General features: G+C 72.9%; 21 protein-coding genes. 6 read left to right on the top strand and 15 right to left on the bottom strand.

Going from position 1 to position 22,982, the window contains the following annotated elements; genetic code table 11:
* Nucleotides 1-2: 2 nt before the first annotated feature.
* Genes ABD401_RS09070 through ABD401_RS09050 form a run of 5 tightly spaced genes read right to left on the bottom strand, consistent with a single transcriptional unit; the run spans nucleotide 3 to nucleotide 5,350 of the window.
* Nucleotides 3-1,199, bottom strand: a complete 1,197-nt coding sequence (locus tag ABD401_RS09070; protein ID WP_344603822.1) for an acyl-CoA dehydrogenase family protein — start codon at nucleotides 1,197-1,199, stop codon at nucleotides 3-5.
* Nucleotides 1,196-2,035, bottom strand: coding sequence for an amidohydrolase family protein (locus ABD401_RS09065; protein WP_344603820.1), 840 nt, complete (start codon nucleotides 2,033-2,035; stop codon nucleotides 1,196-1,198). The genes ABD401_RS09070 and ABD401_RS09065 overlap by 4 nt, the downstream gene beginning before the upstream one ends.
* Nucleotides 2,032-3,660, bottom strand: coding sequence for an AMP-binding protein (locus ABD401_RS09060; RefSeq protein WP_344603818.1), 1,629 nt, complete (start codon nucleotides 3,658-3,660; stop codon nucleotides 2,032-2,034). The genes ABD401_RS09065 and ABD401_RS09060 overlap by 4 nt, the downstream gene beginning before the upstream one ends.
* An 8-nt stretch (nucleotides 3,661-3,668) precedes the next feature.
* Nucleotides 3,669-4,442, bottom strand: coding sequence for an SDR family oxidoreductase (locus ABD401_RS09055; RefSeq protein ID WP_344603816.1), 774 nt, complete (start codon nucleotides 4,440-4,442; stop codon nucleotides 3,669-3,671).
* Nucleotides 4,439-5,350, bottom strand: a complete 912-nt coding sequence (locus tag ABD401_RS09050) for a 3-keto-5-aminohexanoate cleavage protein (RefSeq protein WP_344603814.1) — start codon at nucleotides 5,348-5,350, stop codon at nucleotides 4,439-4,441. Before ABD401_RS09050 ends, ABD401_RS09055 begins: the two co-directional genes overlap by 4 nt.
* Before the next feature lie 76 nt (nucleotides 5,351-5,426).
* Here ABD401_RS09050 and ABD401_RS09045 point away from each other — a divergent pair, with 76 nt between their 5' ends.
* From ABD401_RS09045 to ABD401_RS09035, 3 genes are read left to right on the top strand one after another with little or no spacing between them, the layout of a single operon-like run.
* Nucleotides 5,427-6,041: an HAD family hydrolase gene (locus ABD401_RS09045; RefSeq protein WP_344603812.1), complete on the top strand. Its 615-nt coding sequence runs from the start codon at nucleotides 5,427-5,429 to the stop codon at nucleotides 6,039-6,041.
* Entirely contained in the window at nucleotides 6,038-7,105 is a 1,068-nt protein-coding gene (locus ABD401_RS09040) for an acyl-CoA dehydrogenase family protein (protein ID WP_344603809.1), read from the top strand. Before ABD401_RS09045 ends, ABD401_RS09040 begins: the two co-directional genes overlap by 4 nt.
* 11 nt (nucleotides 7,106-7,116) lie before the next feature.
* On the top strand, nucleotides 7,117-8,139 hold the full coding sequence (locus ABD401_RS09035; protein ID WP_344603807.1) for a hypothetical protein: 1,023 nt from the start codon (nucleotides 7,117-7,119) through the stop codon (nucleotides 8,137-8,139).
* Between the two features lie 59 nt (nucleotides 8,140-8,198).
* Here ABD401_RS09035 and ABD401_RS09030 read toward each other — a convergent pair whose 3' ends face one another.
* The 10 genes from ABD401_RS09030 to ABD401_RS08985 are packed head-to-tail and all read right to left on the bottom strand — an operon-like array spanning nucleotide 8,199 to nucleotide 20,436.
* Nucleotides 8,199-9,347 carry an acyl-CoA dehydrogenase family protein gene (locus ABD401_RS09030; RefSeq protein WP_344603805.1) on the bottom strand — a complete coding sequence of 383 codons (1,149 nt, stop codon included), beginning with the start codon at nucleotides 9,345-9,347 and terminating at the stop codon, nucleotides 8,199-8,201.
* The gene (locus ABD401_RS09025) at nucleotides 9,344-10,543 is read right to left on the bottom strand and encodes a thiolase family protein (protein ID WP_344603803.1); all 1,200 of its coding nucleotides are present in this window, start codon (nucleotides 10,541-10,543) and stop codon (nucleotides 9,344-9,346) included. Before ABD401_RS09025 ends, ABD401_RS09030 begins: the two co-directional genes overlap by 4 nt.
* Nucleotides 10,544-10,562: 19 nt before the next feature.
* Nucleotides 10,563-10,970 (bottom strand): Zn-ribbon domain-containing OB-fold protein, encoded by a 408-nt coding sequence (locus ABD401_RS09020; RefSeq protein WP_344603801.1) that lies wholly within the window; start codon nucleotides 10,968-10,970, stop codon nucleotides 10,563-10,565.
* Nucleotides 10,967-11,998, bottom strand: a complete 1,032-nt coding sequence (locus ABD401_RS09015) for an acyl-CoA dehydrogenase family protein (protein WP_344603799.1) — start codon at nucleotides 11,996-11,998, stop codon at nucleotides 10,967-10,969. The genes ABD401_RS09020 and ABD401_RS09015 overlap by 4 nt, the downstream gene beginning before the upstream one ends.
* Before the next feature lie 5 nt (nucleotides 11,999-12,003).
* Nucleotides 12,004-13,194 carry an acyl-CoA dehydrogenase family protein gene (locus ABD401_RS09010; RefSeq protein ID WP_344603797.1) on the bottom strand — a complete coding sequence of 397 codons (1,191 nt, stop codon included), beginning with the start codon at nucleotides 13,192-13,194 and terminating at the stop codon, nucleotides 12,004-12,006.
* Nucleotides 13,191-14,720, bottom strand: coding sequence for a class I adenylate-forming enzyme family protein (locus ABD401_RS09005; RefSeq protein ID WP_344603795.1), 1,530 nt, complete (start codon nucleotides 14,718-14,720; stop codon nucleotides 13,191-13,193). The genes ABD401_RS09010 and ABD401_RS09005 overlap by 4 nt, the downstream gene beginning before the upstream one ends.
* Nucleotides 14,717-15,607, bottom strand: coding sequence for an enoyl-CoA hydratase/isomerase family protein (locus ABD401_RS09000; RefSeq protein WP_344603793.1), 891 nt, complete (start codon nucleotides 15,605-15,607; stop codon nucleotides 14,717-14,719). The genes ABD401_RS09005 and ABD401_RS09000 overlap by 4 nt, the downstream gene beginning before the upstream one ends.
* A gap of 25 nt (nucleotides 15,608-15,632) precedes the next feature.
* The gene (locus ABD401_RS08995; RefSeq protein WP_344603791.1) at nucleotides 15,633-16,784 is read right to left on the bottom strand and encodes an acyl-CoA dehydrogenase family protein; all 1,152 of its coding nucleotides are present in this window, start codon (nucleotides 16,782-16,784) and stop codon (nucleotides 15,633-15,635) included.
* On the bottom strand, nucleotides 16,781-18,853 hold the full coding sequence (locus ABD401_RS08990; RefSeq protein WP_344603789.1) for an ATP-binding protein: 2,073 nt from the start codon (nucleotides 18,851-18,853) through the stop codon (nucleotides 16,781-16,783). The genes ABD401_RS08995 and ABD401_RS08990 overlap by 4 nt, the downstream gene beginning before the upstream one ends.
* Nucleotides 18,853-20,436, bottom strand: a complete 1,584-nt coding sequence (locus ABD401_RS08985) for an acyl-CoA carboxylase subunit beta (protein ID WP_344603787.1) — start codon at nucleotides 20,434-20,436, stop codon at nucleotides 18,853-18,855. The genes ABD401_RS08990 and ABD401_RS08985 overlap by 1 nt, the downstream gene beginning before the upstream one ends.
* 89 nt (nucleotides 20,437-20,525) lie before the next feature.
* On the opposite strand from ABD401_RS08985, the gene ABD401_RS08980 reads away from it, so the two are divergent.
* From ABD401_RS08980 to ABD401_RS08970, 3 genes are all read left to right on the top strand, one after another.
* The gene (locus ABD401_RS08980; protein WP_344603785.1) at nucleotides 20,526-21,332 is read left to right on the top strand and encodes an SDR family NAD(P)-dependent oxidoreductase; all 807 of its coding nucleotides are present in this window, start codon (nucleotides 20,526-20,528) and stop codon (nucleotides 21,330-21,332) included.
* A gap of 76 nt (nucleotides 21,333-21,408) precedes the next feature.
* Nucleotides 21,409-22,200, top strand: a complete 792-nt coding sequence (locus tag ABD401_RS08975; protein WP_344603783.1) for a FadR/GntR family transcriptional regulator — start codon at nucleotides 21,409-21,411, stop codon at nucleotides 22,198-22,200.
* Entirely contained in the window at nucleotides 22,200-22,967 is a 768-nt protein-coding gene (locus ABD401_RS08970; protein WP_344603781.1) for a FadR/GntR family transcriptional regulator, read from the top strand. Before ABD401_RS08975 ends, ABD401_RS08970 begins: the two co-directional genes overlap by 1 nt.
* The last annotated feature ends 15 nt before the right edge of the window (nucleotides 22,968-22,982 follow it).

Raw genomic sequence — 22,982 nt, 5'->3', positions numbered from 1 at the left:
CCTCATCGCGGCAGCCCCAGGCCCCGGTCGGCGACGACGTTGCGCTGGACCTCGGAGGTCCCGCCGATGATCGTGAACGCGGTCGAGGTCCGCAGCGCCTGCGCCGCGTCCGCGACCAACGGGTCGACGGAGCCTGCACAAGAGATGTCATCTCCAGTGCGTGCAGTGGAGATGACATCTCTTGTGCATCTCGTGCGGGGGCGGAGGGCGGAGTCGACCCACTCGGCGGTGCGCTGGGCGAGCTCGGAGCCGAAGACCTTGCTGATGCTCGCCTCGGCGGCGGCGTCCTCGCCGCGTTCGCCGAGCGCGGCGGCGCGGAGGTTGAGCAGGCGCTCGATCTCGAGCTCGACGACGAGGTCGCCGAGCGCCTCGGCGCGGACGTCGTCGACGGCCTCCCCGGTCGCCGCCCAGCGGTGGATCAGCCGCGCGAGCAGCAGGCGTGACTCGCGGCCGCCGAAGCTCATCGTCCGCTCGTCGGTGAGGGCCTGGGAGATCACGGCCCAGCCCCGGTTCTCCTCGCCGAGCAGGTGCGCCGCCGGCACCCGGACCGCGTCGAAGCTGACGGCGTTGACCCGCCACCCGCCGACGACCGGGACGGCGTCGATCGTCACCCCCGGCGCCTTGGCGTCGATGACGAGGATCGACAGGCCTCGGTGCCGCTGCGACTCCGGGTCGGTACGGACGATCGTGACGATCCAGTCCGCCAGGTGCGCCGAGGACGTCCAGAGCTTGGTGCCGGTGACGACGTACTCGTCACCTTCCCGGACCGCACGCGTCCGCAGCGCCAGCAGGTCGCTGCCCGCCTCGGGCTCGCTGTACCCGCCGGCGTAGGTCCACTCCCCCGCGAGGAGCTTCGGCAGGTGCTCGGCGACGAGCTCGGGGCGGCCCTGACGGGCGATCATCCCGGCCATCGTCTCGTTCAGCTCGAGGCTGTAGGTCGGCATGCCCGCGGCATCGAGGGTCTCGTGCAGGGCGTAGCGCTCGGTCGGCCCCGCGCTGCGCCCCCACGGCTCCGGCAGCCCGATCGCCAGCAGGTTCCGCTTCGCCAGCTCGCGGTGGAAGGACTCCGCGTGCCGCTCGGCGCCGAGGGCTTCGACCTCCGCCCGCAGCGCGAGGATCTCCTCCCGCCCGTAGGTCTCGACCAGCTCCGCGACCTCGGCGAGTACCGCGGACCCCTCGGGCTCCAGGGCGAAGGTCATGCCCAGCCCCGGCGGTCGAGCCGGAACGCCGCGACGGCGTTGTCGTGCAGGAACCGCCGCTCGACCTCGGGCTTCAGCTCGAACGCGTCGATGCCGGCGAGGGCTGTCGGGAAGTCGAGGATCGGCCAGTCGCTGGCCCAGATGCACTTGGTGCGGCCGAAGGTGCGCAGGAAGTGCACGAACTCGGGCGGGTAGTACTTCGGCTGGTGGGCGCTGGTGTCGATCCAGACGTTGTCGTGCTTCTGGGCGATCGCGATCATCTCGGTCGTCCACGGCCAGCCGATGTGCCCGGCGACGATGCGCAACTCGGGGAAGTCGATCGCGAGGCGGTCGATGTACAGCGGCTGCCCGGTGTACGAGGGGTACGTCGCGGGCCCGGTGTTGCCGACCTGCACCTGCAGGGTGATGTCGAGATCGACACACGTCGCGTACAGCGGGTACCACCGCGCCTCGGTGAGCGCCTTGTCCTGGTGGAACGGTTCGAGCTTGAGCGCGACGGCGCCGTCCTCCTCCACCGCGCGCCGGAGCTCGTGCACCGCCGGCATCACGCCGTCGAGGCCCCAGGGGTCGACGCTCGCGACCGGCAGCAGTCGCTCCGGCGCCAGCGCCACCGCCTTGAGGACCTCCTCCCACGCGATCGTCGGCCCGGCCGAGACCAGGGCGCGATCGACGCCGGCGGCGTCCATCTCCTCCAGCAGCGCCTCGGCGGGCATGCCCTCCAGCAGGCGCGTCGCGCCGAGCCGCTCGGCCAGGCTGCGGTTGCGCGCCGGCTGGGCCTGCGCGACCGCGGGCGTCCACGGCTGGACCCAGGCGTCGAGAACGGGCCGGCTGGTCATCGGGTCGGCACCAGTCCCTCGCGGTTGACGCGATAGCCGTGCGCCTCGAGGTCGAAGGCGCCGGTCGTTCCCTGTTCACGCAGCACGTACTTCAGGATCTTGCCGACGGGACTCTTCGGCAACTCCTCGACGAGGCGCACGTACCGCGGCACCGCGAAGAACGGCATGTTCCGGGCGCAGTACCGGATGAGCTCGAACGGCTCGATCGTCACCCCCGGCGCCGGGACGACGGCGACGAGACAGTCGTCCTCGGTGAACTCGCTCGGGACACCGATGGCGGCGACGTCCGCGATCCCGCCGAACCCGCGCACGGTCCGCTCGACCTCGAAGGAACTCACGTTCTCCCCGCGCCGGCGGAGGTAGTCCTTCTTGCGGTCCTCGAAGTAGAAGAACCCGTTCTCGTCGAACCGGCCCAGGTCGCCGGTGTGGAACCAGCCGTTGCGCCAGACCGCGAGCGTCGCCTCGGGGTTGCGGAAGTACTCGGTGAACATGACCGACGGCTGCCGCGGCCGCACGCACACCTCGCCGACGGAGCCGACCGGCACCTCGTGGTCGGAGTCGTCGAAGAGCCGGACCTCGACGCTCTCGACGGGAATGCCGCTCGACCCCGGCGGCGAGTCGAGCCAGATCGGGCGGCTGCAGATCGGCGTGCACTCCGTCAGCGCGAAGCCCTGCGAGACCTTCAGGTCGTACCGGCTCTCCCACTGCTCGCGCATGTCCGCGGAGATCGGGGCGCCGATCAGGACGCGGACGCCGTGCTGCGCGTCCCGCGCGGACGGCGGCAGGTTCCACACCATCGTCAGCATCGCGCCGAGGATCGCGATGTGGTCCGCGCCGACCTCGTCGACGCGGTCCCAGAACTGGGAGACCGAGAAGCGCTGGTCGAGCACGCCTGTCCCGCCGTGGAGCATCGGCCCGAGCACCGTGACCATGTGCGCGTTGAGATGGAACAGCGGCAGCGGGCTGTAGACGACGTCGCCCTCGCGGCCGCCGCGGTTGCGGAACGACGTGTCGGCGGCATTGATCACCGCGCGGTGCGGGAGCACGACGCCCTTGCTCGGGCCGGTCGTCCCGCCGGTGTACACGATCATCAGCGGGTCGGCGTAGGAGACCTCCGCGGACGGCAGCGTCTCGGGGTCGCCGTCGAGCAGATGGGTCACCGGCAGCACCGGGGCGCCGAGCAACGTCTCCGGCAGCCCGTCGAGCGAGCCGCGGACGAGGACGGCCGCGAGCCCCTCGAGCTCCAGGTCCGGCAGGCGGTCGACGTACTCGGCCGCGATCACCAGCACCCGGGGCAGGCAGTTCAGCAACTGGTGGCGCAGGTAGTCCCCGCGGTACGCGGTGTTGAGCGCGACCTCGATCGCGCCGGTCTTCCCGCAGGCGAACCAGACGTCCGCGATCTCGATGCAGTTCTCCACCAGCAGCGCGACGCGGTCCCCGTGGCGGACGCCGAGGGCGTGCAGGGCGGCCGCGGTCCGGTTCGACCGGTCGTCGGCCTCGGCGTAGGTGATCGGGACGCGGTCGATGACCAGCGCCGGGTGGTCGGGCCACTGCTTCGCACCGGAGACGACGACGTCCCCGAGCGTGCGCGTGTCGGTGACGGGGCCCCACGAACTGTCGGTCACGGGTCTCCTCAGGCGAGCAGGCTGTAGCCGCCGTCGACCGCGATCACCTGGCCGGTGACGAAGACGAACGCGGGCGTGGTGAGGGCGACGGCGACGGAGGCGATCTCGTCGGGGGTCGCCAGTCGGCGCATCGGCGTCTTCGCCGCCACGGCTGCGATGACCTCGTGCACGCCGGCGATCTGGTCCTCGCCGCCGTGGCCCGGATTGTCGATCAGGCAGGGGGAAACGGCGTTGACGCGCACCTGCTTCGGGCCGAGCTCGGCGGCGTAGTAGCGCACCAGCCCCTCCATGGCAGCCTTCGCCGGACCGAGCGCGCCGTAGTAGCGGGCGTAGGAGTTGCTCCCGAGGCTCGTCACCGCGACGACCGCACCGCCGCCGTCCGCGAGGTACGGCAGCCCGGCACGGACGATCTCCCACAGCCCCCAGACCTGGACGTCAAAGGCGCGCTCGTAGTCCTCACGCGTGACGCCGAGCGTCCGGCCGGTGATGAGCGGGACCGCCGTGGTGACCAGCGCGTCGAGGCCGCCGAGCTCCTCCGCGGCGCGGACGGTCATCGCGGCGCCCTCGGTGCCGAGGTCGCCCTTGACGAGGATCGGCTCGGGCCCGACCTCGGCGGCGGCGCGCGCGGTCTCCTTGGCGGCCTCGTCGTTGGCGGTGTAGCCGATCGCGACTCGCGTCCCCCGGGCCGCGTACTGCCGGACGGCGGCCGCCCCGACGCCCCGGCTGCCGCCGATCACGAACGCGGTCCGCGGGTTCTGACTATCTGTCATGGAACTCGTCATGCAACTGCTCCGGCGGTCAGGCCACAGCGCTCGCGCAGCTCGGCGGTGGTCGCGGGTTCGAGGCCGTGCCGGCGGACGCGCTCGACGGCCCGCTCGGCGAGCTCGGCGTTGGTGGCGGTCGGGAACACCAGCGGGGTGTCACCGAGGCCGGTCCGGATGCCGAGGCCGCGTTCGAGGGCAGCGTCCCAGAGCGCCTCGCAGCGCTCGGCGGAGGACATCGCGTACGGGACGACGACGGTCTCGTGGTCGATGCCGGCGGGGATCCGACTGAGGAGGAAGTCGAGCACCGCCGGGTCGGGTTCGTTGTTGCTGACCCAGCGGTCGGAGAAGAACATCTTGAGGTTCAGCGGCTGCTTGAGGACCCCCGCGCGGGCCGCGAGGAGCGTCCAGCGCAGGTCGGAGACGTTGAAGATTGCGATGTTCGGGACGATGCCGAGCTCGGCGAGCCGGTCGAGCTCGGGCGGGTACGGGGGCCGGCTGTGGGCCGGGTCGTCGGGGCCGAAGGTGACGACGCCGAAGCTGTTCGACTCCTCCTGCCAGAGCACGCGGCGGATGTGCTGCACCGGGTCGAACGGGCTCACCTGCAGCCGGCGCTCCGGCTCCGGGCTCGCGGCGAGGTCCCACACCACCGACAGGTCGGCGTTGTTGTAGCTCGGGTAGGCGAGCAGGTCGGTCTCGCGCGCGACGGCGGCGAGCACGTCGCCGGTGATCTGCGGGTCGGTGAACGCCTGCCGTCCGTCCGGGTGACGGGCGTGGAAGTGGGCCATCGTCACGCCCGCGCGACCGCAGGCCACGACGTCGGCCGCGACCTCCTCGGCGGTGTACGGGACGCCCGCGGCCTCGTCCTTCGTCGCGACCTCGTTGACCCCGACCTCGACGACGACCTTGCCGCTGTCCCGCAGCGCCATGGAACCTCCCTCGGCCACGATCCGGCTGGCGATCCCGACTGTAGATGATTTCCTCTTGATGTGCCATGCTGCGAGCGTGGAACGGCGCATCGCAGCGGTGGTCTTCGACCTGGGTGGAGTCCTCACTCCCCCGGTGTTCGGCCCGCTCGACGAGCTCAACGACTCCCTCGGCCTGCCGGAGGGGACGCTGCGCTCCTTCTTCCGCGGCGACGAGGTGTTCGCGCAGGTGGAGCGCGGCGAGGTGAGCTTCCGCGACTTCCTCAAGTCCGTCGGGACGCGGGTGCAGGCCGCGCACGGGCTGCGCCTCGACCTGCGGGCGCTCGCGGCGGCGGTCGAGGCGCCCGGGCACCTGGAACCGGCGATGGTGGACCTGGTGCGCCGGTTGCACGGCGACGGCCTGCGGCTCGGGCTGCTCACCAACAACGCCAAGGAGTCGGTGGTCTGGCGCGAGACGCTTCCGCGGGAGTGCTTCGACGTGGTCGTCGACAGCAGCGAGGTCGGGCTCCGCAAGCCGGACCCGCGCATCTACGCCCTCGCGCTCGAACGCCTCGGTCTCCCGGCGGACCAGGTCCTCTACGTCGACGACTTCGCCGAGAACCTGCCCCCGGCCGCGGACCTCGGGATGCGGACGTGGTCCTTCGACGGGCGCGACCGCCTGGACGCCTTCCTCCGCGGGGTGGTGACCCCGTGACGGCCGATCACCTGGACGACCTTCGCTCGACGCTCCGCACGCTGCTCGCGGCGCACGCCCCGCTCGACCGCGTGCGGACGACGGCGCTGGCCGGCAAGCCCCGGGACGAGGGCGTGTGGAACCGCCTGGTCGCCGAGGTCGGCGTCGCCGGGCTCCCGTTCCCCGAGGCCGACGGCGGTGCCGGGGGTGGGCAGCGCGAGCTCGTCGTGCTGCTCGAGGAGACCGGCGCGGTGCTGCTCGATCAGCCGCTGTTCTCGACCGTCGCCCTCGCGGGGCAACTGGTGGCGGAGGCGGTTTCCGGCCCCGCCCGGACGCAGCTGCTGCCGCTCCTCGCCGGTGGAGCTGTTCGCTCCACCGTGGCGGTGGGCGACGACGGCGAGCCGCTGACGGAGCTTCAGCTGGCGGACGGACGGATCACCGGCACCGCGCTCCGCGTGCCCGAGGCCACCCGGAGCACCGAGGTGCTCGTGGTGCTCGGCGGCGGGCGCGTCGTCCGTGTCGACCTCGACCAGCCCGGGGTGACCCTGCGCCCGACCGACGCCCTCGACCCCACGCGCCCGTGCGCCGACGTGGTGTTCGACGGCGCGGCGGCCGAGGTGCTCGCCGAGGACGCGGCCGACGGCCTCGCCCGCTGGCGTCGTCTCGCGGTGCTGGCGAACGCGGCCGAGCAGGCCGGCGTCTGCCGCGCCGCGCTGACGATGGCCGTGGAGTACGCGAAGCTGCGCGTCCAGTTCGACAAGCCGATCGGCGCGCAGCAGTCGATCCAGCACCTGCTCGCCGGCGTCCTGGCCGGGACCGTCGGCGCCGAGGCGGCGGTACGCCTCGCGGCGACCGCGGTGGACGAGGGCCGGCCCGACGCCGCGGAGCTCGTCGCCGTCGCGGCCGCACACGCCGCCGAGGCCGTGGTGCACGCGACGAGAGCGCTGATCCAGGTCCACGGCGGCATCGGCTTCACCTGGGAGCACGACGCCCACCTGCTCTACCGGCGCGCCCACGCGTCGGCAACGTTCTTCGGCGGCGCGGCCGCCCGCCGGCGCGAGCTGGCGACCGTCCTGCAGATCTGACGAGGAGTCTGATGACCACGCTCGACACGACCAGCACCCTCGGCGACCTCGGCTTCCCGACCGCGGTCTCCTGCTACGCGCCGAACCTCGACATGCACCGTCCGACCGCGCGTCCGTTCGGCCTGACCGAGCAGTCGATGTACCTCTACGGCGGGTGGCGCGACGAGACCGGCGCGCTGCACATCGTCGAGCGCAAGTTCTGCGGCCCCATGACCGGCGGCCTGTGGCTGATGAACACCAAGAGCGGCAAGGTCACGCTCGCGCCGGAGTCGTTGAACACCGTGCGCGGTGAGGTCAAGCGCGAGTACTCGGACACCGAGCACCACCTGCACGGGTCTCTGCTCGGCAAGGCCGGCGGCGCCCCCGAGGAGGGCCTGGACTACCGCCTCACCCCCGGCGCGATGCATTGGCGCGAGGGCACGGTCATGGAACTGTCGGGCAACCTCGTCGGCCCGGGCATCCAGATCGGGAGTCTGGACCACGAGCTCCCGTTCTTCTACACCTCCGAGCTCTACAAGATCTCGGGCACCGTTCTCGGCGAGCAGGTCGACGGCTTCGTCTTCCTCGACCACGGCTACTGGCCCCACGGCGCGGACTGGAAGGAGTGGCACATCTTCAACCGCCAGCAGCTCTCGTGGACCGCCTGGGCCGCCGAGTTCGAGAACGGCGACGTCGAGTGGGGCCAGGTCTGCTTCGGCCGCGACGGCTTCAACTTCGTCGCGGTCGCGAGCGGGGACGGCCCGGTCGTCATGGACCCCACCTGCCGCCCCGGCATCGACCCCGACCCCGACGACTGGGCCCAGCGGCTCGGCTACCAGGCCACCGACGGCCGCACCTGGGTCTTCGAACTCGAACCCGGCGGCCAGATGTCCCCGTTCACCGCCGCCCGCTGGGGTGGCTACCGCGCCCAGGCCGGCCGCGTCCTCCGGTCCGGCGAGGACCGCCCGGTGAAGGTCGCCTTCGGCTGGGGCGAGACGTTCATGGAGCGCATCCGCGACGCCGGCGTCGGCTCCGTCGACGCCCTGCTGAAGTAGCTCCTTGCGTCCGGCGAAGTGTGGCCTATAGCCCACACTTCGCCGGACGCTACGAGGGGCTAGGCCCGCGGGAGGCCGAGGACCCGCTCGGCGACGAGGGTCCGGAGGATCTCGTCGGTCCCGCCGGCGATGTGGAGGGCCGGCTTCGCGAGCAGGAGCCGGCGCCACTCGTCGTCGAGGTCCGCGGCCCCGGCGGTGAGGGCGCGGCCGAGGGACGCGGTGACGGCGTCGGACAGCGTCTCCAGCAGCTGAGCGACGGCGAGCTTGGCGAGGGTCGCCTCGGGGCCCGGTGACTTGCCCGCCAGCAGGGCGTCGTTCACCTGCTCCTCCATCGCGCCGAGGACGCGGTGCTCGATGACGGCGCGGACGTAGGTGTCGCGGGCGAGCGGGTCCGACCAGTCGAGGTCGCGCGCGCGGTCGACCAGGGCGCGGAACGACTTGCCGTGGCTGGAGAACCGCTCGAACCCGAGCGTCGTCATCGCGACGCGCCAGCCCTTGCCCACCTCGCCGAGGACGTCGGCCGGGCCGACGCGGGCACCGTCGAGGAACACCTCGGAGAACGAGGACCCGCCCGTCATCTGCCGCAGCTCGCGGACCTCCACCCCGGGCTGGTCGAGGTCGAGCCGGAACGCCGTCAGGCCGTCGTGCTTGCGCGCCTCGACCGAGGTCCGCGCCAGCAGGTACCCGAACCGGGCGTGCTTGGCCTCACTGGTCCACACCTTCTGCCCGGTGACGCGCCAGCCGTCGCCGTCGGCCTCGGCCCGGGTCCGCAGTGACGCCAGGTCACTCCCGCTGCCGGGCTCGCTGAACAGCTGGCACCACACCTCGTCGCCGCGGAGCATCGCGCGGGAGTGCTCGCGCTGCTCGGGGGTCCCGAGAGTGAACAGCGTCGGCCCGATGATCTCGAGCGTGACGTCGAAGAGCCCGCGCGCGACGACGTAGGGCGCCTGTTCCTCGGCCCACACGTGCGCGTGCGCCGGCGAGAGCCCCTGCCCGCCGACGTCGGTCGGCCAGGCGACGCCCGCGAACCCGGCGTCGAAGAGTTCGCGCTGCCACGCGCGGCAGGCTGCCGCCCACTCCGCGTCCTCCGCGGCCGAGCGCTCGGCGAAGATCGCGAGCACCGACCGCGCCCGCGCCGGGTCGCGCTCGGCCCGGCTGTCGAGGAACGCGCGGGCCCGCGCGCGGAAGGCGTCCAACGTTTCAGTCACCGATGTCCCCTCGTCAGCAGCAACGCCCCGGCGAACGGGCCGCCACCGGCGCTGGTCAGCACCACCTCGGCGCCGGTGACCTGCCGGGCCCCGGCGTCCCCGCGGGCCTGGAGCACCGCCTCGTACAGGTGCCCGTACCCGTGCAGCCGCCCCGCGGAGAGCTGACCGCCGGACGTGTTCATCGGCAGCGGCCCGTCGAGCGCCATTGTGCGACCGCCGTCGAGGAAAGCCGCGCCCTCCCCCGGCCCGCAGAACCCGAGGGCCTCGACCCACAGCAGCGTCAGGAAGCTGAAGCCGTCGTAGAGCTGGGCGGTGTCGACGTCGGAGGGCTTGAGGTCGGTGCGGGCCCACAGCGACGTGCCGACGTCGTGCAACGCCATCGTCGCGAGGTCGCCGCGGTGGAACCACTGCGGCCGGTCGGTCACCGCCGCTCCCATGGCCTCGACGAACACCGGGACGGGACGGGTGTCCGCCGCCGCCTCGCGCGCCGACACCACGATCGCGACGCTCCCGTCGCACGGCACGTCGCAGTCGTAGAGCGAGAGTGGGGTGGAGATCATGCGGCCGGCGAGGTAGTCCTCCATCGTCAGCGGCTGGGAGAACACCGCCGCCGGGTTCCGCGCCGCGTGGGCCCGGGCCGCGACCGCGATGCCGCCGAGGTCCTCGCGCCGCAGGCCGTACGTGTGCTGGTACCGCGTCGCGGACAGCGCCAGCCAGTTCACCGGGCTGTACGCGCCGGGCGGCATCACCCACTGGAACGGGCCGCTGATCACCTCGGGCCCCGCCGACGAACGCCCCGTCAGTTTCACCGCACCGCGCTTGGCGTTGCCCTGCACCGTCGCCTCGGTGACGGTCCGGTAGACGACCGCGTGCCGCGCCATCCCGCCGGCCACCGCGAGGATCGCGTTCATGACGGCAAGCAGCTGCCCCGGGCCCTCGGCCGCGCCGCTGTGCCAGGTCAGCTGCAGGCCGAGCGCGTCCTGGACGTCGCTGCTCGCCGGCCCACCGAGGCCCGGCATCCCGGTCGCGCCGGGGTAGGTGCAGAGCCCGTCGATGTCCTCCATGCGCAGGCCTGCGTCGGCGACCGCGCGAGTGACCGCCTCGCAGGTCAGGTCCAGGCTGCTGCGGTTCAGCTTCCGCCCGACCTCGCTCTGCCCGGCGCCGGTGATCGCGACCGCGCTCTCCGCCTTCCTCATGACGGGGCCTTCCGCACGCTCATGCCGGCACCCCGTAGGGGATCGCGACCTCGTCGGCCGCGGCGAACGCGAGCCGCACCGGCATCCCGATCGTCACGGCCTCGGGGTCGACGTCGACGAGCGTGACCAGCAGCCGCAACCCGGGCTCCTCGGCGAGCTCGACGACCGCGAGGACGTTCGGCGTCTCCATGTCGGGGAACCACGGCTGAACGTTGACCGTGAACGTGTAGACCTCGCCCCGGCCGGAGAGCTCGACGTCCTCCAGGTCGGTGCTCCGGCACCGGCGGCACACCGGCGCGGGCGGAATCAGGTGATGGCCGCAGGCGCGGCACCGCGGAACCGCCAGTGCCCCGTCGAGACCCGAGGTCCAGAACCGCTCGGTGTGCGGTTCCACCTCGGGCAGCATGCGGACGACGAACTCACTCACGCGCTAGCTCCTGACGGTGCATCATCCAGCAGCAGGCCGGCGAGCGCCGCGAAGTGCTCCGCCGGCGTCCCGCCCAGCTGCTCGTTCACCTTCGCACGCCGCAGGTACAGGTGCAGGTCGTGCTCCCAGGTGACACCGATGCCGCCGTGGATCTGCACCGCCGCCGCCGCGACCGCCCGCGCGTTCTCGGTCGCGACGGCCTTCGCCATCGCCGCCGACAGCGCGCGGTCCCGCCAGCCGTGCGCCAGGGCCCACGCCCCGCCCCACGTGGCACTGCGCGCGTTCTCGGCGCGGACGAGCATGTCGGCGAGGCTGTGCTTCACCGCCTGGAACGTGCCGATCGGAACCCCGAACTGCTGCCGGGTCCGCGCGTAGGCCGAGGCCGTGTCGAGGCACCAGCGTGCGACGCCGGTCGACTCCGCGGCGAGCAGCACCTGCCGCCGCCACCGGACCTCGTCCAACAGCGCCGCGGCGTCGTTGAGCAGCACCCGGCCCGCCCCGGCCGGGATGGTGACGGTCGCGATCGATCGCGTCCGGTCGACGCACGGCTGGGCGCGACGTGCCGCCGCCCACTCCTCGCCGGCGAGCTCGACCAGCGCGCCGCCCGTGAACACCAGACCCGCGTCGGCCTCCGCCGCGTCGAGGACCACCGTGTCCCCCGGCAGCACGACCGCCGGCGGCCGACCCTCCAACACGCGCGCCGTCAACGCCTCGTCGGGGGCCGAACCGAGGACCACCGAGGCCAGGGCTGCCGACCCGAACGGCACCCGCGCCAGCGCGGCGCCGAGCTCCTCGGCGACGACGACCTGGTCGATGGCGTCCCCGCCCGGCCCGCCGAGCGCCTCGGGCACGCCGAGCGCCGCGACGCCGGACTCCACCAGCGCCGCCCACACCTTCGCCTCGCGCGGGGACGGGACGTCCACCGGCAGCTCGGCGTCGTAGCGCTCGCGGCGGTCGGCCAGGTCGGCGAGCAGCTTCGCCACCATCTCTCGCAGCGAGGTCTGTTCCTCGGTCAGTCCGTAGTGCATGTCCGTCAGTCCGCCCAGGGGTCCCGCGGCTGGCCGAGCACCCGCTCGGCGAGGGCGTTGCGCTGCACCTCGGAGGTCCCGCCGCCGATCGTCGACGCCCGCGTCCGCAGCCAGCCGAGGATCCACTTGCCGCCGTCGACCGCCTCGCCCGGCCGGTCGATGACGCCCTCCGGTCCGCAGCAGTCGAGCAGCAGCTCGTACAGCGCCTTCTCGGTCTCCTGCCCGAACAGCTTGCTCATCGCCGCCTCGGGTCCGGGCTCCAGCCCGTCGGCGGCCCGGGCGAGCCCGCGCAGCCCGTTGATCCGGACGAGCTGCGCGTCGCACCAGGCCCGCGCGTACCGCTCGCGGGTGTGGGCGTCCGCGGTCCGGGCCCGGTCGCGGATCGCCGTCAGCTGCCGCGCGAGGGCGAGTTGGCGCCCGAGGAACAGGACGCCCCGTTCGTTGGCGAGCGTCGTCCGCATGACCTTCCACCCGTTGCCGAGACCGCCGACCACGTTGGTCAGCGGCACCCGGACCTCGTCGAGGAAGACCTCGCTGAACTCGGCGTCGCCGCTGATCTGGCGGATCGGACGGACCGTCACGCCGGGCGCGGTCATCGGGATCAGGACGTAGGAGATGCCGTCCCGCTTCGGGACGTCCCGGTCGGTGCGCACCAGCGCGAACATCGCGTCGGCCTCGCGGGCCCCGGAGGTCCAGATCTTCTGGCCCGAGATCACGAGGTCGTCGCCGTCGATCGCCCCGAACGTGCGGAGCGACGCGAGGTCGCTCCCGGCCTCGGGCTCGGAGAACCCCTGGCACCACAGGTCGTCGCCGCGACGCAGACGGGGCAGGACGGTGGCGCGCTGCTCGGCGGACCCGTGGACCATCAGCGTCGGCCCGAGGATCGACAGCCCCGTCCGCCCCGGCACGGTGGGCAGCCGGCGCCGCGCCATCTCGGTGTGGAAGATCAGCTGCTCGGTGAAGGTGGCGTCCCGCCCGCCGTGCTCCGCCGGCCAGGTGATCGCGGCGTACCGGCCCTCGTCAAGGGTCGCCTGCCAGGCGCGCAGCGCGGCCAACCGGTCCGCCCGGGCGTCGGGCAGCACGAACGGCGACGGGGCGCGTTCGTCGAGGAACGCCGACAGCTCGGCGAGGAACTGCTCGTCGCTCTCCCCCAGCGCCGTGCCGAGGTCGCGTTCGATCCCGCGCAGCACGCTCACGACCGCGGCTCCGTCAGCAGGGCCAGCACCGCCGGACGCACGATCTTCATCGCGCCGTTGCGCGGGATCGCCTCGCAGCGGCGCAGGACGGTCGGCGCGTAGTACGGCGGCAACCGGTCGCGGATCCAGGCCTCGAGCTCGTCGTCGGTGGCGTCCTGTCCGTCGCGCAGCACGACCAGCGCGCCCGGGGTCTCACCGAGCCGCTCGTCCGGGACGCCGACGACCGCGGCCTCACGCACCGCGGGGTGCTCCTCGAGGACGCTCTTGAGCTTGCCGGCGCTGACCTTGAACCCGCCGCGGTTGAGCACGTCGTCCACGCGACCTTCGACGAACAGGAACCCGTCGGCGTCGATGCGGCCGAGGTCGTTGGTGTTGATCCAGTCCTCGGGGCCGGCGCCGACGGAGTGCGGCGTCCGGAAGCTCAGGCGCCCCGTCTCACCCGGCGTCAGTTCTGCGCCGGTGTCGGGGTCCAGCACCCGGCCCTCGACCCCCGGGTGCAGCCGGCCGACGCTGCGGCGCTTGGTCTCGCCCCAGGTCTTCCAGTCGCCGAGGCTCCAGCCCGCGAGGCCACCGGTGAACTCGGTGGCGCCGTAGCTCTGCAAGACCGGGAAGCCATAGGTCGCCTCGAAGCGGTCGGCCAGCGCCGGGTCGAGCGGCGCCGCGCCGGACCAGACCGCGGCCACCGACGCGAGGTCCCCGGCCGGGATCTCGGCGTCGAGGATCATCCGTAGCGCCGCCGGCGGGAGGTTCAGCGTCCGCGGCCGGTGGCGGCGGACGAGCGCGGACCACGGCTGCGGGTCGAAGCGGTCCATCAGGACGATCGGCGCGCCCCCGGCCAGGGCGGTGATCAGCGCCCACAACCCGGTGATCGTGACCGGCAGCAGCGGGCAGATCACCGGCGCCGTCCGGCGCGCGGTGACGACCTTGCCGAGGTAGTGGCGGTCGATCCCGGCGAGGGCGGCCTCGACGTCCCGGTACCGGACCGAGACCCGCTTCGCCGGCCCCGTCGTCCCGCTGGTGAGCATGACGATCGCGACGCCGGGCTCCGGGTCCGACGGCTCGATCGGGCCGGAACGCCTCGTCAGCTGCGGACCGCTCCCCTGCCCCGGGACCGAGAGCTCGACGAACGCCGCCCCGGCGGCGGCGGCCGCCGCGCGCAGGTCGGGCCCGGCGTCACCGGTCTCAGCGACCACGACGGCCGGACGGAAGCTGCGGATGTCGTCGGTCGACCGCTCGACGGGCTCGAGCGGGCTGAGCACGACCAACGTGTGACCGTCGATCAGCGCCGCCGCGAGCGCCGCGATGTGCCACGGGTGGTTGCGCATCACGATGGCCACCTGTGCCGCCGGTCCCCGCGAGGCGAACACCTCGCGCAGGTGCGCCACCGCGGCACGCAGCCGGTCGGCGTTCCAGGCGAGGTCGCGGTAGAAGACGAGCTCCATCTCCGCCGGCGCCTCGGACAGATGCGTCGCGAGGTTCCGGGCGAAGGCGGGCGCGTTCTCCGACGCGGTGGCCGGGGCGGTCATTCGCCGCGGTCCCCCGCGCCGCCGTCGTAGAACTCGTCGCGCTTCTTGAAGGCGGCGCCGGTGCTGCCGGACCGCGAGCGCTCCTTGACGAAGTTGAACTCGTCCTCCTCGAACCGGAGGTTCGTGCCGTAGCTGTGGAACAGGTACGCGCAGGTCTCCTCCGCCGCGAGGGCGGTCTGGCCCTCGACGAGCCGGTACGCCTCCTTCGCGATCGCGATGCCGTCGGCAGGCATCCGGGCGACCAGCGTCGCGAGTTCCTCGGTGGTGGCGGCGACGTCCTCGTCGGCGACGACGCGGGCGAAGATGTGCGCGTGCTCGTACTCCGACGCCACCGCCTGACGTCCCGTCAGCAGGAGGTCGCGGGTGATGTTCGGCCCGAGCCGGTGGAAGAACAGATGCAGGTTGCCGAGCACCGGGCCGAGGAACTTGGTCGCCGGCATGCCGAGCTTCGCGGTCCGTCCCACGACGGCGAGGTCGCTGGCCAGGGCCAGCTCCAGGCCCGCACCGAAGGCGTAGGCCTCGACCTGGGTGATCGTCACCTTCGGGTAGCCGATGAACTCGTGGAAGATGCGCTGCCCGGCGCGGTCGACCGCGAGGCGTCGCCGCTGGCTGGGCCGGCGGGTGTCGCCCTCCTTGGCGTACCAGTTGTACGCCTGCGAGAGGTCCGCCCCCGTGGTGAAGATGCCCCCGACGCCGCGGAGCACGACGACCTTGATGTCGTCGTCGACGGCGAGCTCGTCGAGCGCCCGGCCCAGCGTGTTCACCATGTCGAGGTTCATCGCGTTCTTCTTCGACGGGTTGTCGAAGGTGATGCGCGCGATGTGGCTGACGGGGTCGCGGTCGACGTGGACGATGCCGTTGTCGTCCGGGCTGGAGTCTGCTCCCACCGGTTCTCCACTCACTGGTCGATGCTCACTGGTCGATGCCGTACTGCTTGGTCAGCATCCGCAGCAGCACCTCGTCGGCGCCGCCGCCGATGGAGAGCAGTCGCGCGTCCCGGAAGTACCGCGACACCCACGTCTCCTCCATGTAGCCGACGCCACCGTGGTACTGGATGCACGTGTCGGCGACGGTGCGTGCGAGGCGCCCGGCCTTGAGCTTCGCGACCGTCGACACCTGCGCGATGTCCTCACCCGCGGCGAACTTCGCGGCGCAGGAGTAGGTGTACTCGCGCAGGATCTGCACCTCGGCGAACAGCTCGGCGACGGTGTACTGCAGGTGCTGGTTGGCCAGCAGCGGTTGGCCGAACGCCGACCGAATGCGCAGGTAGTCGACGGTCCGCTCGAGCGCGAACTGCATCTGCCCGACGGCCTGGTACGTCGCGGTCAGGCGTTCCAGGTTGAACTGGTGCATCTGCTGCTGGAAGCCGCGGTCGATCTCGCCGATCGTGTTCGTCACAGGGACCCGCACGTTGTCGAACACCAGCTCCGCGGTGTCCGAGCCCTTGTTGCCGAGCTTGCGCAGCGAGCGGCTGACGGTCAGGCCGGGCGTCGCGGTCGGGACGACGATCTGGCTCATCCCCCGGTAGCCGGGGGCGTCCGACGTGCGGGCCAGCAGGCAGAGCCAGTCGGCCTGGGTGCCGTTGGTGATGTAGATCTTCGCGCCGTTGATCACCCAGTCGTCGCCGTCACGCCGGGCGCGGGTGCGGATGGCGGCGACGTCCGACCCCGCGTCCGGCTCGGTGACGGCGATGGCCGCGACCAGCTCGCCCCGCATCGACGGGACGAGCCAGCGCGCCTTCAGCTCGGGGCTGCCGTGCTCGGCCAGCGACGCCGTCGCGTAGTAGGCCTGCACGTTGAACGCCATCGGGATCGCGTTGCAGTCGACGCGGCCCAGTTCCTCGGAGAGCACGACGGTGTACCAGTGGTCCGCGCCCTGGCCGCCGTCGGCCTCGGCGTACTCCAGACCGATCGCGCCGATGCTCGCGAACTTGGTGAACAGCTCGCGGGCGGGGAAGATCCCCGCCTCCTCCCACGCGTCGACGTACGGCGCGACCTCGCCCGCGACGAAGTCACGGACCGTCTTGCGGAACGCCTCGTGCTCCGCGGTGAACGGGGATGTCACCCGGCTCCCTCCGTCTCCGTCAGCTCCAGCAGCAACTGGTGCGCCTCGACGGCCTGACCCGGCGTCACCAAGACACTGGTCACGACCGCGTCGTACGGCGCGGTGATCGGGTGCTGCATCTTCATGGCCTCGACGACCGCCAGCACGGCGCCGGCCGCGACCGTCTCGCCCTCGGCGACGCGGACCTCGACCACGGTGCCCGGCAGCGACGACACCGGCCCGGCCGCGGCCGTGTCGTGCCGGCCGGTCCGGAACCGCGGCGCGACGCCGAGCGCGATCGCGCGCCCGCCGCCCCGCACGACGACCTCGTCGGCGTCGATGTCCCGCGCCGGTCCGCGCCGCGCGACCGTCCACTCCGCGACCTCGGCCCCGACCCGCAGCAGGAGCGTCCGCTCGCGCCCCTCCGACCGGTCCGCCAGCACCTCCACTTCTGCGGGATGACGTCCCGCAGAGGCGCTTGTCAGCCCGTCTGCGGGCTGACACGGCTCCGCACGGGACGTCATCCCGGGGAGATCGAGCGACCACAGGCGGTCGGCGACGGGGGTGAGACGGACCGGGAGGGGCTCGCCGGCGACGACGAGCTCGAGCTCCCGGGCCGGCTGGACGCCCCAGCGCCACGAGGTGGGCAGGGTCGGGACGATCGCGTCGGCGGCGGTCTCGTCGGCGAGCAGCCCCAGCGCGGCAGCGGCGATCTCCGCCGTCGTCGGCTCGGGGGCGGCGGTGACCTCGGGGTACCGGTCGAGGAAGGACGTGTCGACCGCGGCCCCCTCGACGTACACCGGGTGCCGCAGCACCGCGGCGAGCGCGAGCCGGTTGGTCGCGACGCCCGCGACCTCGGCCCGGGCCAGGGCGTCGGCGAGCCGGGCGAGCGCGATCTCCCGCGTCGGGCCGGACGCGATGACCTTGGCGACCATCGAGTCGTACGCCGGCGTGACGGCGTCACCCTCGACGATGCCGTGCTCCCCGCGCAGCCAGGGGGCCTCCGGGTGGCGATACCGCCAGACGGTCCCGGTGCTGGGGACCCAGCCCGCGGCCGGGTCCTCGGCGCAGAGCCGGGCCTGGACGGCGACGCCACGCGGCTCCAGCTGATCCGGCGTCAGGTTCAGGCGCGCCCCCGTCGCGACCGCGAACTGCAGGTCGACCAGGTCGAGCCCGGTGACCTCCTCGGTGACGGTGTGCTCGACCTGCAGACGGGTGTTCATCTCGAGGAAGAACGCGTCCGCGCCCTCCACGAGGAACTCGCACGTCCCGACGCCCTCGTAGCCGATCTTCGACGTCAGCCGCGCGGCCGCGGCGGCGATCGTCTCCCGGGCCGCGGCGGGGATGCAGACCGCCGGGGCCTCCTCGATCAGCTTCTGGTGCCGGCGCTGGACCGAGCACTCGCGGTCGCCGAGCGCGAAGACGTTGCCGTGCCGGTCCGCGATCACCTGGACCTCGACGTGCCGCGCGGAGGCGAGGTACCGCTCGAGGAACACGGTGCCGTCACCGAAGGCGGCCAGCGCCTCGCTCCGGGCGGCGGACACGGCGGCAACCAGTTCGCCCGCCGCGGCCACCGGTCGCATGCCCCGGCCACCGCCGCCGGCGCTGGCCTTGACGAGCATCGGGTACCCGACGGACTCGCCCGCCGCGAACAGGTCGGCCTCGCGAACGTCGGCGCCGACGACAGCGTCCGGCAGCACCGGCACGTCCGCGGCGCGGGCCGCGTCCTTGGCGGCGACCTTCGAGCCCATCAGCGCGACGGTCTTCGCGTTCGGCCCGAGGTACGTCAGCCCCGCGGCGGTCACCGCCGCCGCGAAGTCGGCGTTCTCGGCGAGAAAGCCGTAGCCGGGATGGACCGCGTCGACGCCCGCGCCCCGCGCGGCGGCAACGATCGCGTCGATGTTGAGGTAGGTCTCGGCGAGGGTGTCGCCGGACAGCAGGACAGTGGTGTCGGCCTCGCGCACGAACGGCGCGGTGGCGTCGGCCCGGGAGCAGACCGCGACCACGCGCAGTCCACGGGCCCGGGCGGCGCGGGTGACGCGTCGGGCGATCTCGCCGCGGTTCGCGATCAACACAGACGTGAGTGCCATCAGTGCCGCCACACCCCGAAGTCCGGGCTGGGGACGGTCTCGGTCTGCGTCGCGGCGGAGAGGGCGACCCCGAGAGCGTTCCGCGTCATCCGCGGGTCGATCATTCCGTCGTCCCAGAGCCGGCCCGTCGCGTACAGCGGGGAGGACTCCTCCTCGATCTGACGCTCCGTCGCCGCGCGCACCGCCGCGTCGACGGCCTCGTCGTACGGCTCGCCGCGGGACTCCGCGGACCGGCGTCGCACGATCGACATGACGCCGGCGAGCTGCCGTCCGCCCATGACCGCGATGCGGTGCGACGGCCAGCTCAGCACCAGCCGCGGCTCGTACGCCTTGCCGGCCATCGCGTAGTTGCCGGCACCGTAGGAGGCGCCGACCATCAGCGTCAGCTTCGGGACATCGACGTTGGAGACGGCGTTGATCAGCTTCGCGCCGTCCTTGATGATGCCGCGCTTCTCGCGCTCGGAGCCGATCATGAAGCCGGTGATGTTCTGGCAGAACAGCAGCGGAATGCCCTGCCGCTCGACGAGCTGGATGAACTGCGCGCCCTTCTGCGACTCCTCGTTGAACAGCACGCCGTTGTTCGCGAGCACCGCGAGCGGCATTCCGTGCAGCGACGTCCACCCGCAGACGAGGTTCGAGCCGTACGGGCCCTTGAACTCCTCGAACTCCGAACCGTCCACGAAGCGGGCGAGCACCTCGCGCATGTCGAACGGGACGCGGATGTCCGCGGGCACGACGCCGAGCAGCTCGTCGGGGTCGTAGGCCGGCGGCGGTCCACCCGGGGCGCGGCGCGCGTCGGAGAGGCGGCCGACGATCTCGCGCGTCAGGCGGATGGCGTCCGCCTCGTCGAGCGCGAGGTAGTCGGCGAGGCCGGAGACGCGGGCGTGCATGTCGGCTCCGCCGAGAGTCTCCTCGTCGACGTCCTCGTCGATCGCCATCTTCACCAGCGGCGGGCCGCCGAGGAACACCTGCGCGCGCTCCTTGACCAGCACGGTGTAGTCGCTCATGCCGGGCAGGTACGCGCCGCCGGCGGTCGAGGAGCCGAACACCGCGGCGATCGTCGGGATGCCGGCGCGGGAGAGCTGCGCGAGCCGGCGGAACTGCTCGCCGCCGGGGACGAAGATGTCCGCCTGCTTGGGCAGGTCGGCGCCGCCGCTCTCGACGAGGAGCACGACCGGCAGCCGGTTCGACCGCGCGACCTCCATCGCGCGCAGCGTCTTCGCGACCGAGGTCGGCGAGAGCGAACCGCCGCGCTGCGTCGGGTCGTTCGCGACCACCATCACCCACCGGCCGCGGACCTGTCCGATGCCGGTGACCATGCCGCCGCCGAGCGGGTCGTCGGAGCCCCAGCCGGCGATCGGCGAGAGCTCGAGGAAGGCGCCGGCGCGGTCGAGCAGGAGCGCGACCCGGTCGCGGACCGGCAGCTTGCCGCGCGAACGCAGCCGCTCCTGAGCCTTCGCGCCACCGCCCGCGGCGGCGACCTGAAGCTGTTCGGCGTGGGCGTCCAGGACAGCCTGCGCGGCCTCGCGCGCGGCCAGATAACCCTCGGACCGCACGTCCAGGGCGGAGGTCAGAACCGGCACGGTTGCTGCCTCCTCTGGCCGCCCTCAAGTGGAGATGATTTACTCATGATGCCGACCTCCAGAAGATTTGTCGAGCGAGGAGAGAGCCCATGAGCCTCACCGTGGCCGGACGCTCCGCACCTCGGATTCTCGTCGTCGGCGCGAGCCAGGGCATGGGACGCGCCGCGGCGTTGCGGCTCGCGTCCGGCGGCGCGCGCGTCGCGTTGGTGGCTCGGACGTCGGCCGATCTCGACGTCGTCGCGAAGGACGTCTCCGCCGCCGGCGCGGCGGACGTTCTGACCGTCGCGGCGGACGTGACCGATCCCGCCGCGGTGGCGGCCGCGGTCGACGCGCCGGCGGCGCGGTGGGGCGGACTCGACGGTCTGGTCAACGCCGTCGGGTTGTGCGAGCCGGTGAGCGGCGGATTCCTGGAGACCGACGACGGCCACTGGCAGCGCGCGTTCGACGCGGTGCTGCTCTACGCGGTCCGCACCTGCCGGGCGGCGCTCCCCCACCTGCTCGACGGCGGCGGGGCGATCGTGAACGTCTCGGCGATGTCGAGCCGGCACTACCTGCCGATGATGCCGCACTACTCCTCGCAGAAACTGGCGCTGGCTCACCTGACGAAGAATCTGGCGAAGGAGTTCGGCGCCCGCGGGATCCGGACGAACGCGGTGATGCCGGGCATGGTCGAGTCCGACGCGGTGGCGAAGCGCAAGGCCGCCGCGATGGCCGAGCACGGCTGGGACGACGAGCAGTTCTTCGAGTACGTCAACACGAAGTACTCCCAGTGCACCTACGGCGGCCGGCTCGGGCAGCCGGACGAGGTCGGGGCCGCGATCGCCTGGCTGCTCTCCGACGACGCGTCCTACGTCAACGGGGCCTGGCTGCCGGTCGACGGCGGTTCGGCGTTCTGACCCGGCCGGCTCACCCGGCCCACGTCACACGCGAGGTGAATGGGAAATGGTTCCCCCTCTTGGCACAATGCGACGCATGGCGGGCGGGCAGGGGACAACCTTCGGGTCCGCACGTCGTCGCGTCAGCCTGCCCAAGGCCGCCGACCTCGTCGCCGACGACCTGCGCCGCGAGATCGCGTCCGGCACCTTCGCCGACGGCGAGCTCCTCCCGCCGGGGACGGTGCTGCTGGAGCGCTACGGCATCTCGCGCCCGACGCTGCGCGAAGCGCTGCGCGTGCTGGCGTCGGAGAACCTGATCAGCCTGTCCGCGCGGACGCAGGGCGCGCGCGTGACGCTCCCCTCGACCGACGTCGCCGCCAACTACGCGGGCGTGCTCATGCAGCTGCGCGGGACGACACTGCTCGACCTGGAGCGCACCCGGGCGGTGATCGAACCCCCGGCCGCCCGGCTGCTCGCCGAGGCCGACGACCGCGAGGCCGCCCTCGACAAACTGCGGGCCGCCCTCGACACCGAGAAGCAGGCCATCGCCTCCGGCGACGCCGTCGCCGCGGGCCGCGCCGCGCTGGACTTCCACGACGCGGTCGTCGAGCTGTCCGGCAACGTCACGCTCGCGACCACGTTCGCGCTCGTGCAGTCGGTGGTGCAACGCCACCAGGACCTGCGGCTGTCCGAGGGTTCCGACCCCTCCGACCACGAGGCGCACCTGCGCAACCTCGGCATCGCCAACCGCGCGCACGCCAAGCTGATCCGGCTCATCGAGGCCGGCGACGCCGACGGCACCGAGGCCCACTGGCGCGCGCACGCCGAGATCGTCGCCGAGGCCCTGGTCGAGAACGACGACGCCCGCCGCATCGTGGACATCGTCTGATGGCCCGTAAGGAACCCGCGGCGCCGGACGACGACATCCCCGCCAGCGCCACCGCGGACGCTCGGCGCCTCGCGCGCGACCTGCGCCGGCAGATCGTCACCGGCGAGCTCCCCGCCGGCACGCGTCTCGCCGCCGAGCCCGAGCTGCAGGAGCAGTTCGACGTCTCCCGCGCGACGCTGCGCTCGGCGTTCCGCGTCCTCGAGGCCGAAGGGCTCGTGCGCATCCACCGCGGGGCGCGCGGCGGCGCCGAGGTCACGCACCCCACCGCCGACGCAGCCGCCCGCTACTTCGGTCTCGTCCTACAGTCCCGGGGCACGCGGCTCGAGGACTTCGCCCACGCCCGCACGGTGCTGGAACCCCACGCCGCCGCGCTCGCCGCCGAGCACGCGACGGAGGAGGACGTCGCCCGCCTGCGCGCCGCGCTGGAGGCCGAGAACGCCGCCCTCGCGTCCGGCGACGTCGAGGAGTTCCTCGCCGCGACCGTCGCCTTCCACGGCCTGGTCGCCGAGATCGGCAAGTCCTCGACGCTCTGGGTGATCATGGACCTGATCGACGGCGTCCTGCAGCGCCACGCGGAGGGCCGGATCCGCTCGGGTCGTAACACCGACCCCGAACTGCGCAAGGACAAGACCCACGCCCAGCTCGTCGCCGCGATCGCCAACGGCGACGTCGAGGCCGCCCGTGACATCTGGGCCAAGCACGCCGAGGCCCTCGGCACCGCGATGGTGAAGAACTCCTCCGGCCGGGACGCCCTCCTCTTCGGCTGACGCTGGAGGCCGACA

The organism is Sporichthya brevicatena (assembly GCF_039525035.1).
In the GTDB taxonomy this organism is placed as follows: domain Bacteria; phylum Actinomycetota; class Actinomycetes; order Sporichthyales; family Sporichthyaceae; genus Sporichthya; species Sporichthya brevicatena.
Note: the sequence above shows the minus strand (reverse complement) of the source record. Positions and strands in the feature narration are given on the sequence as shown.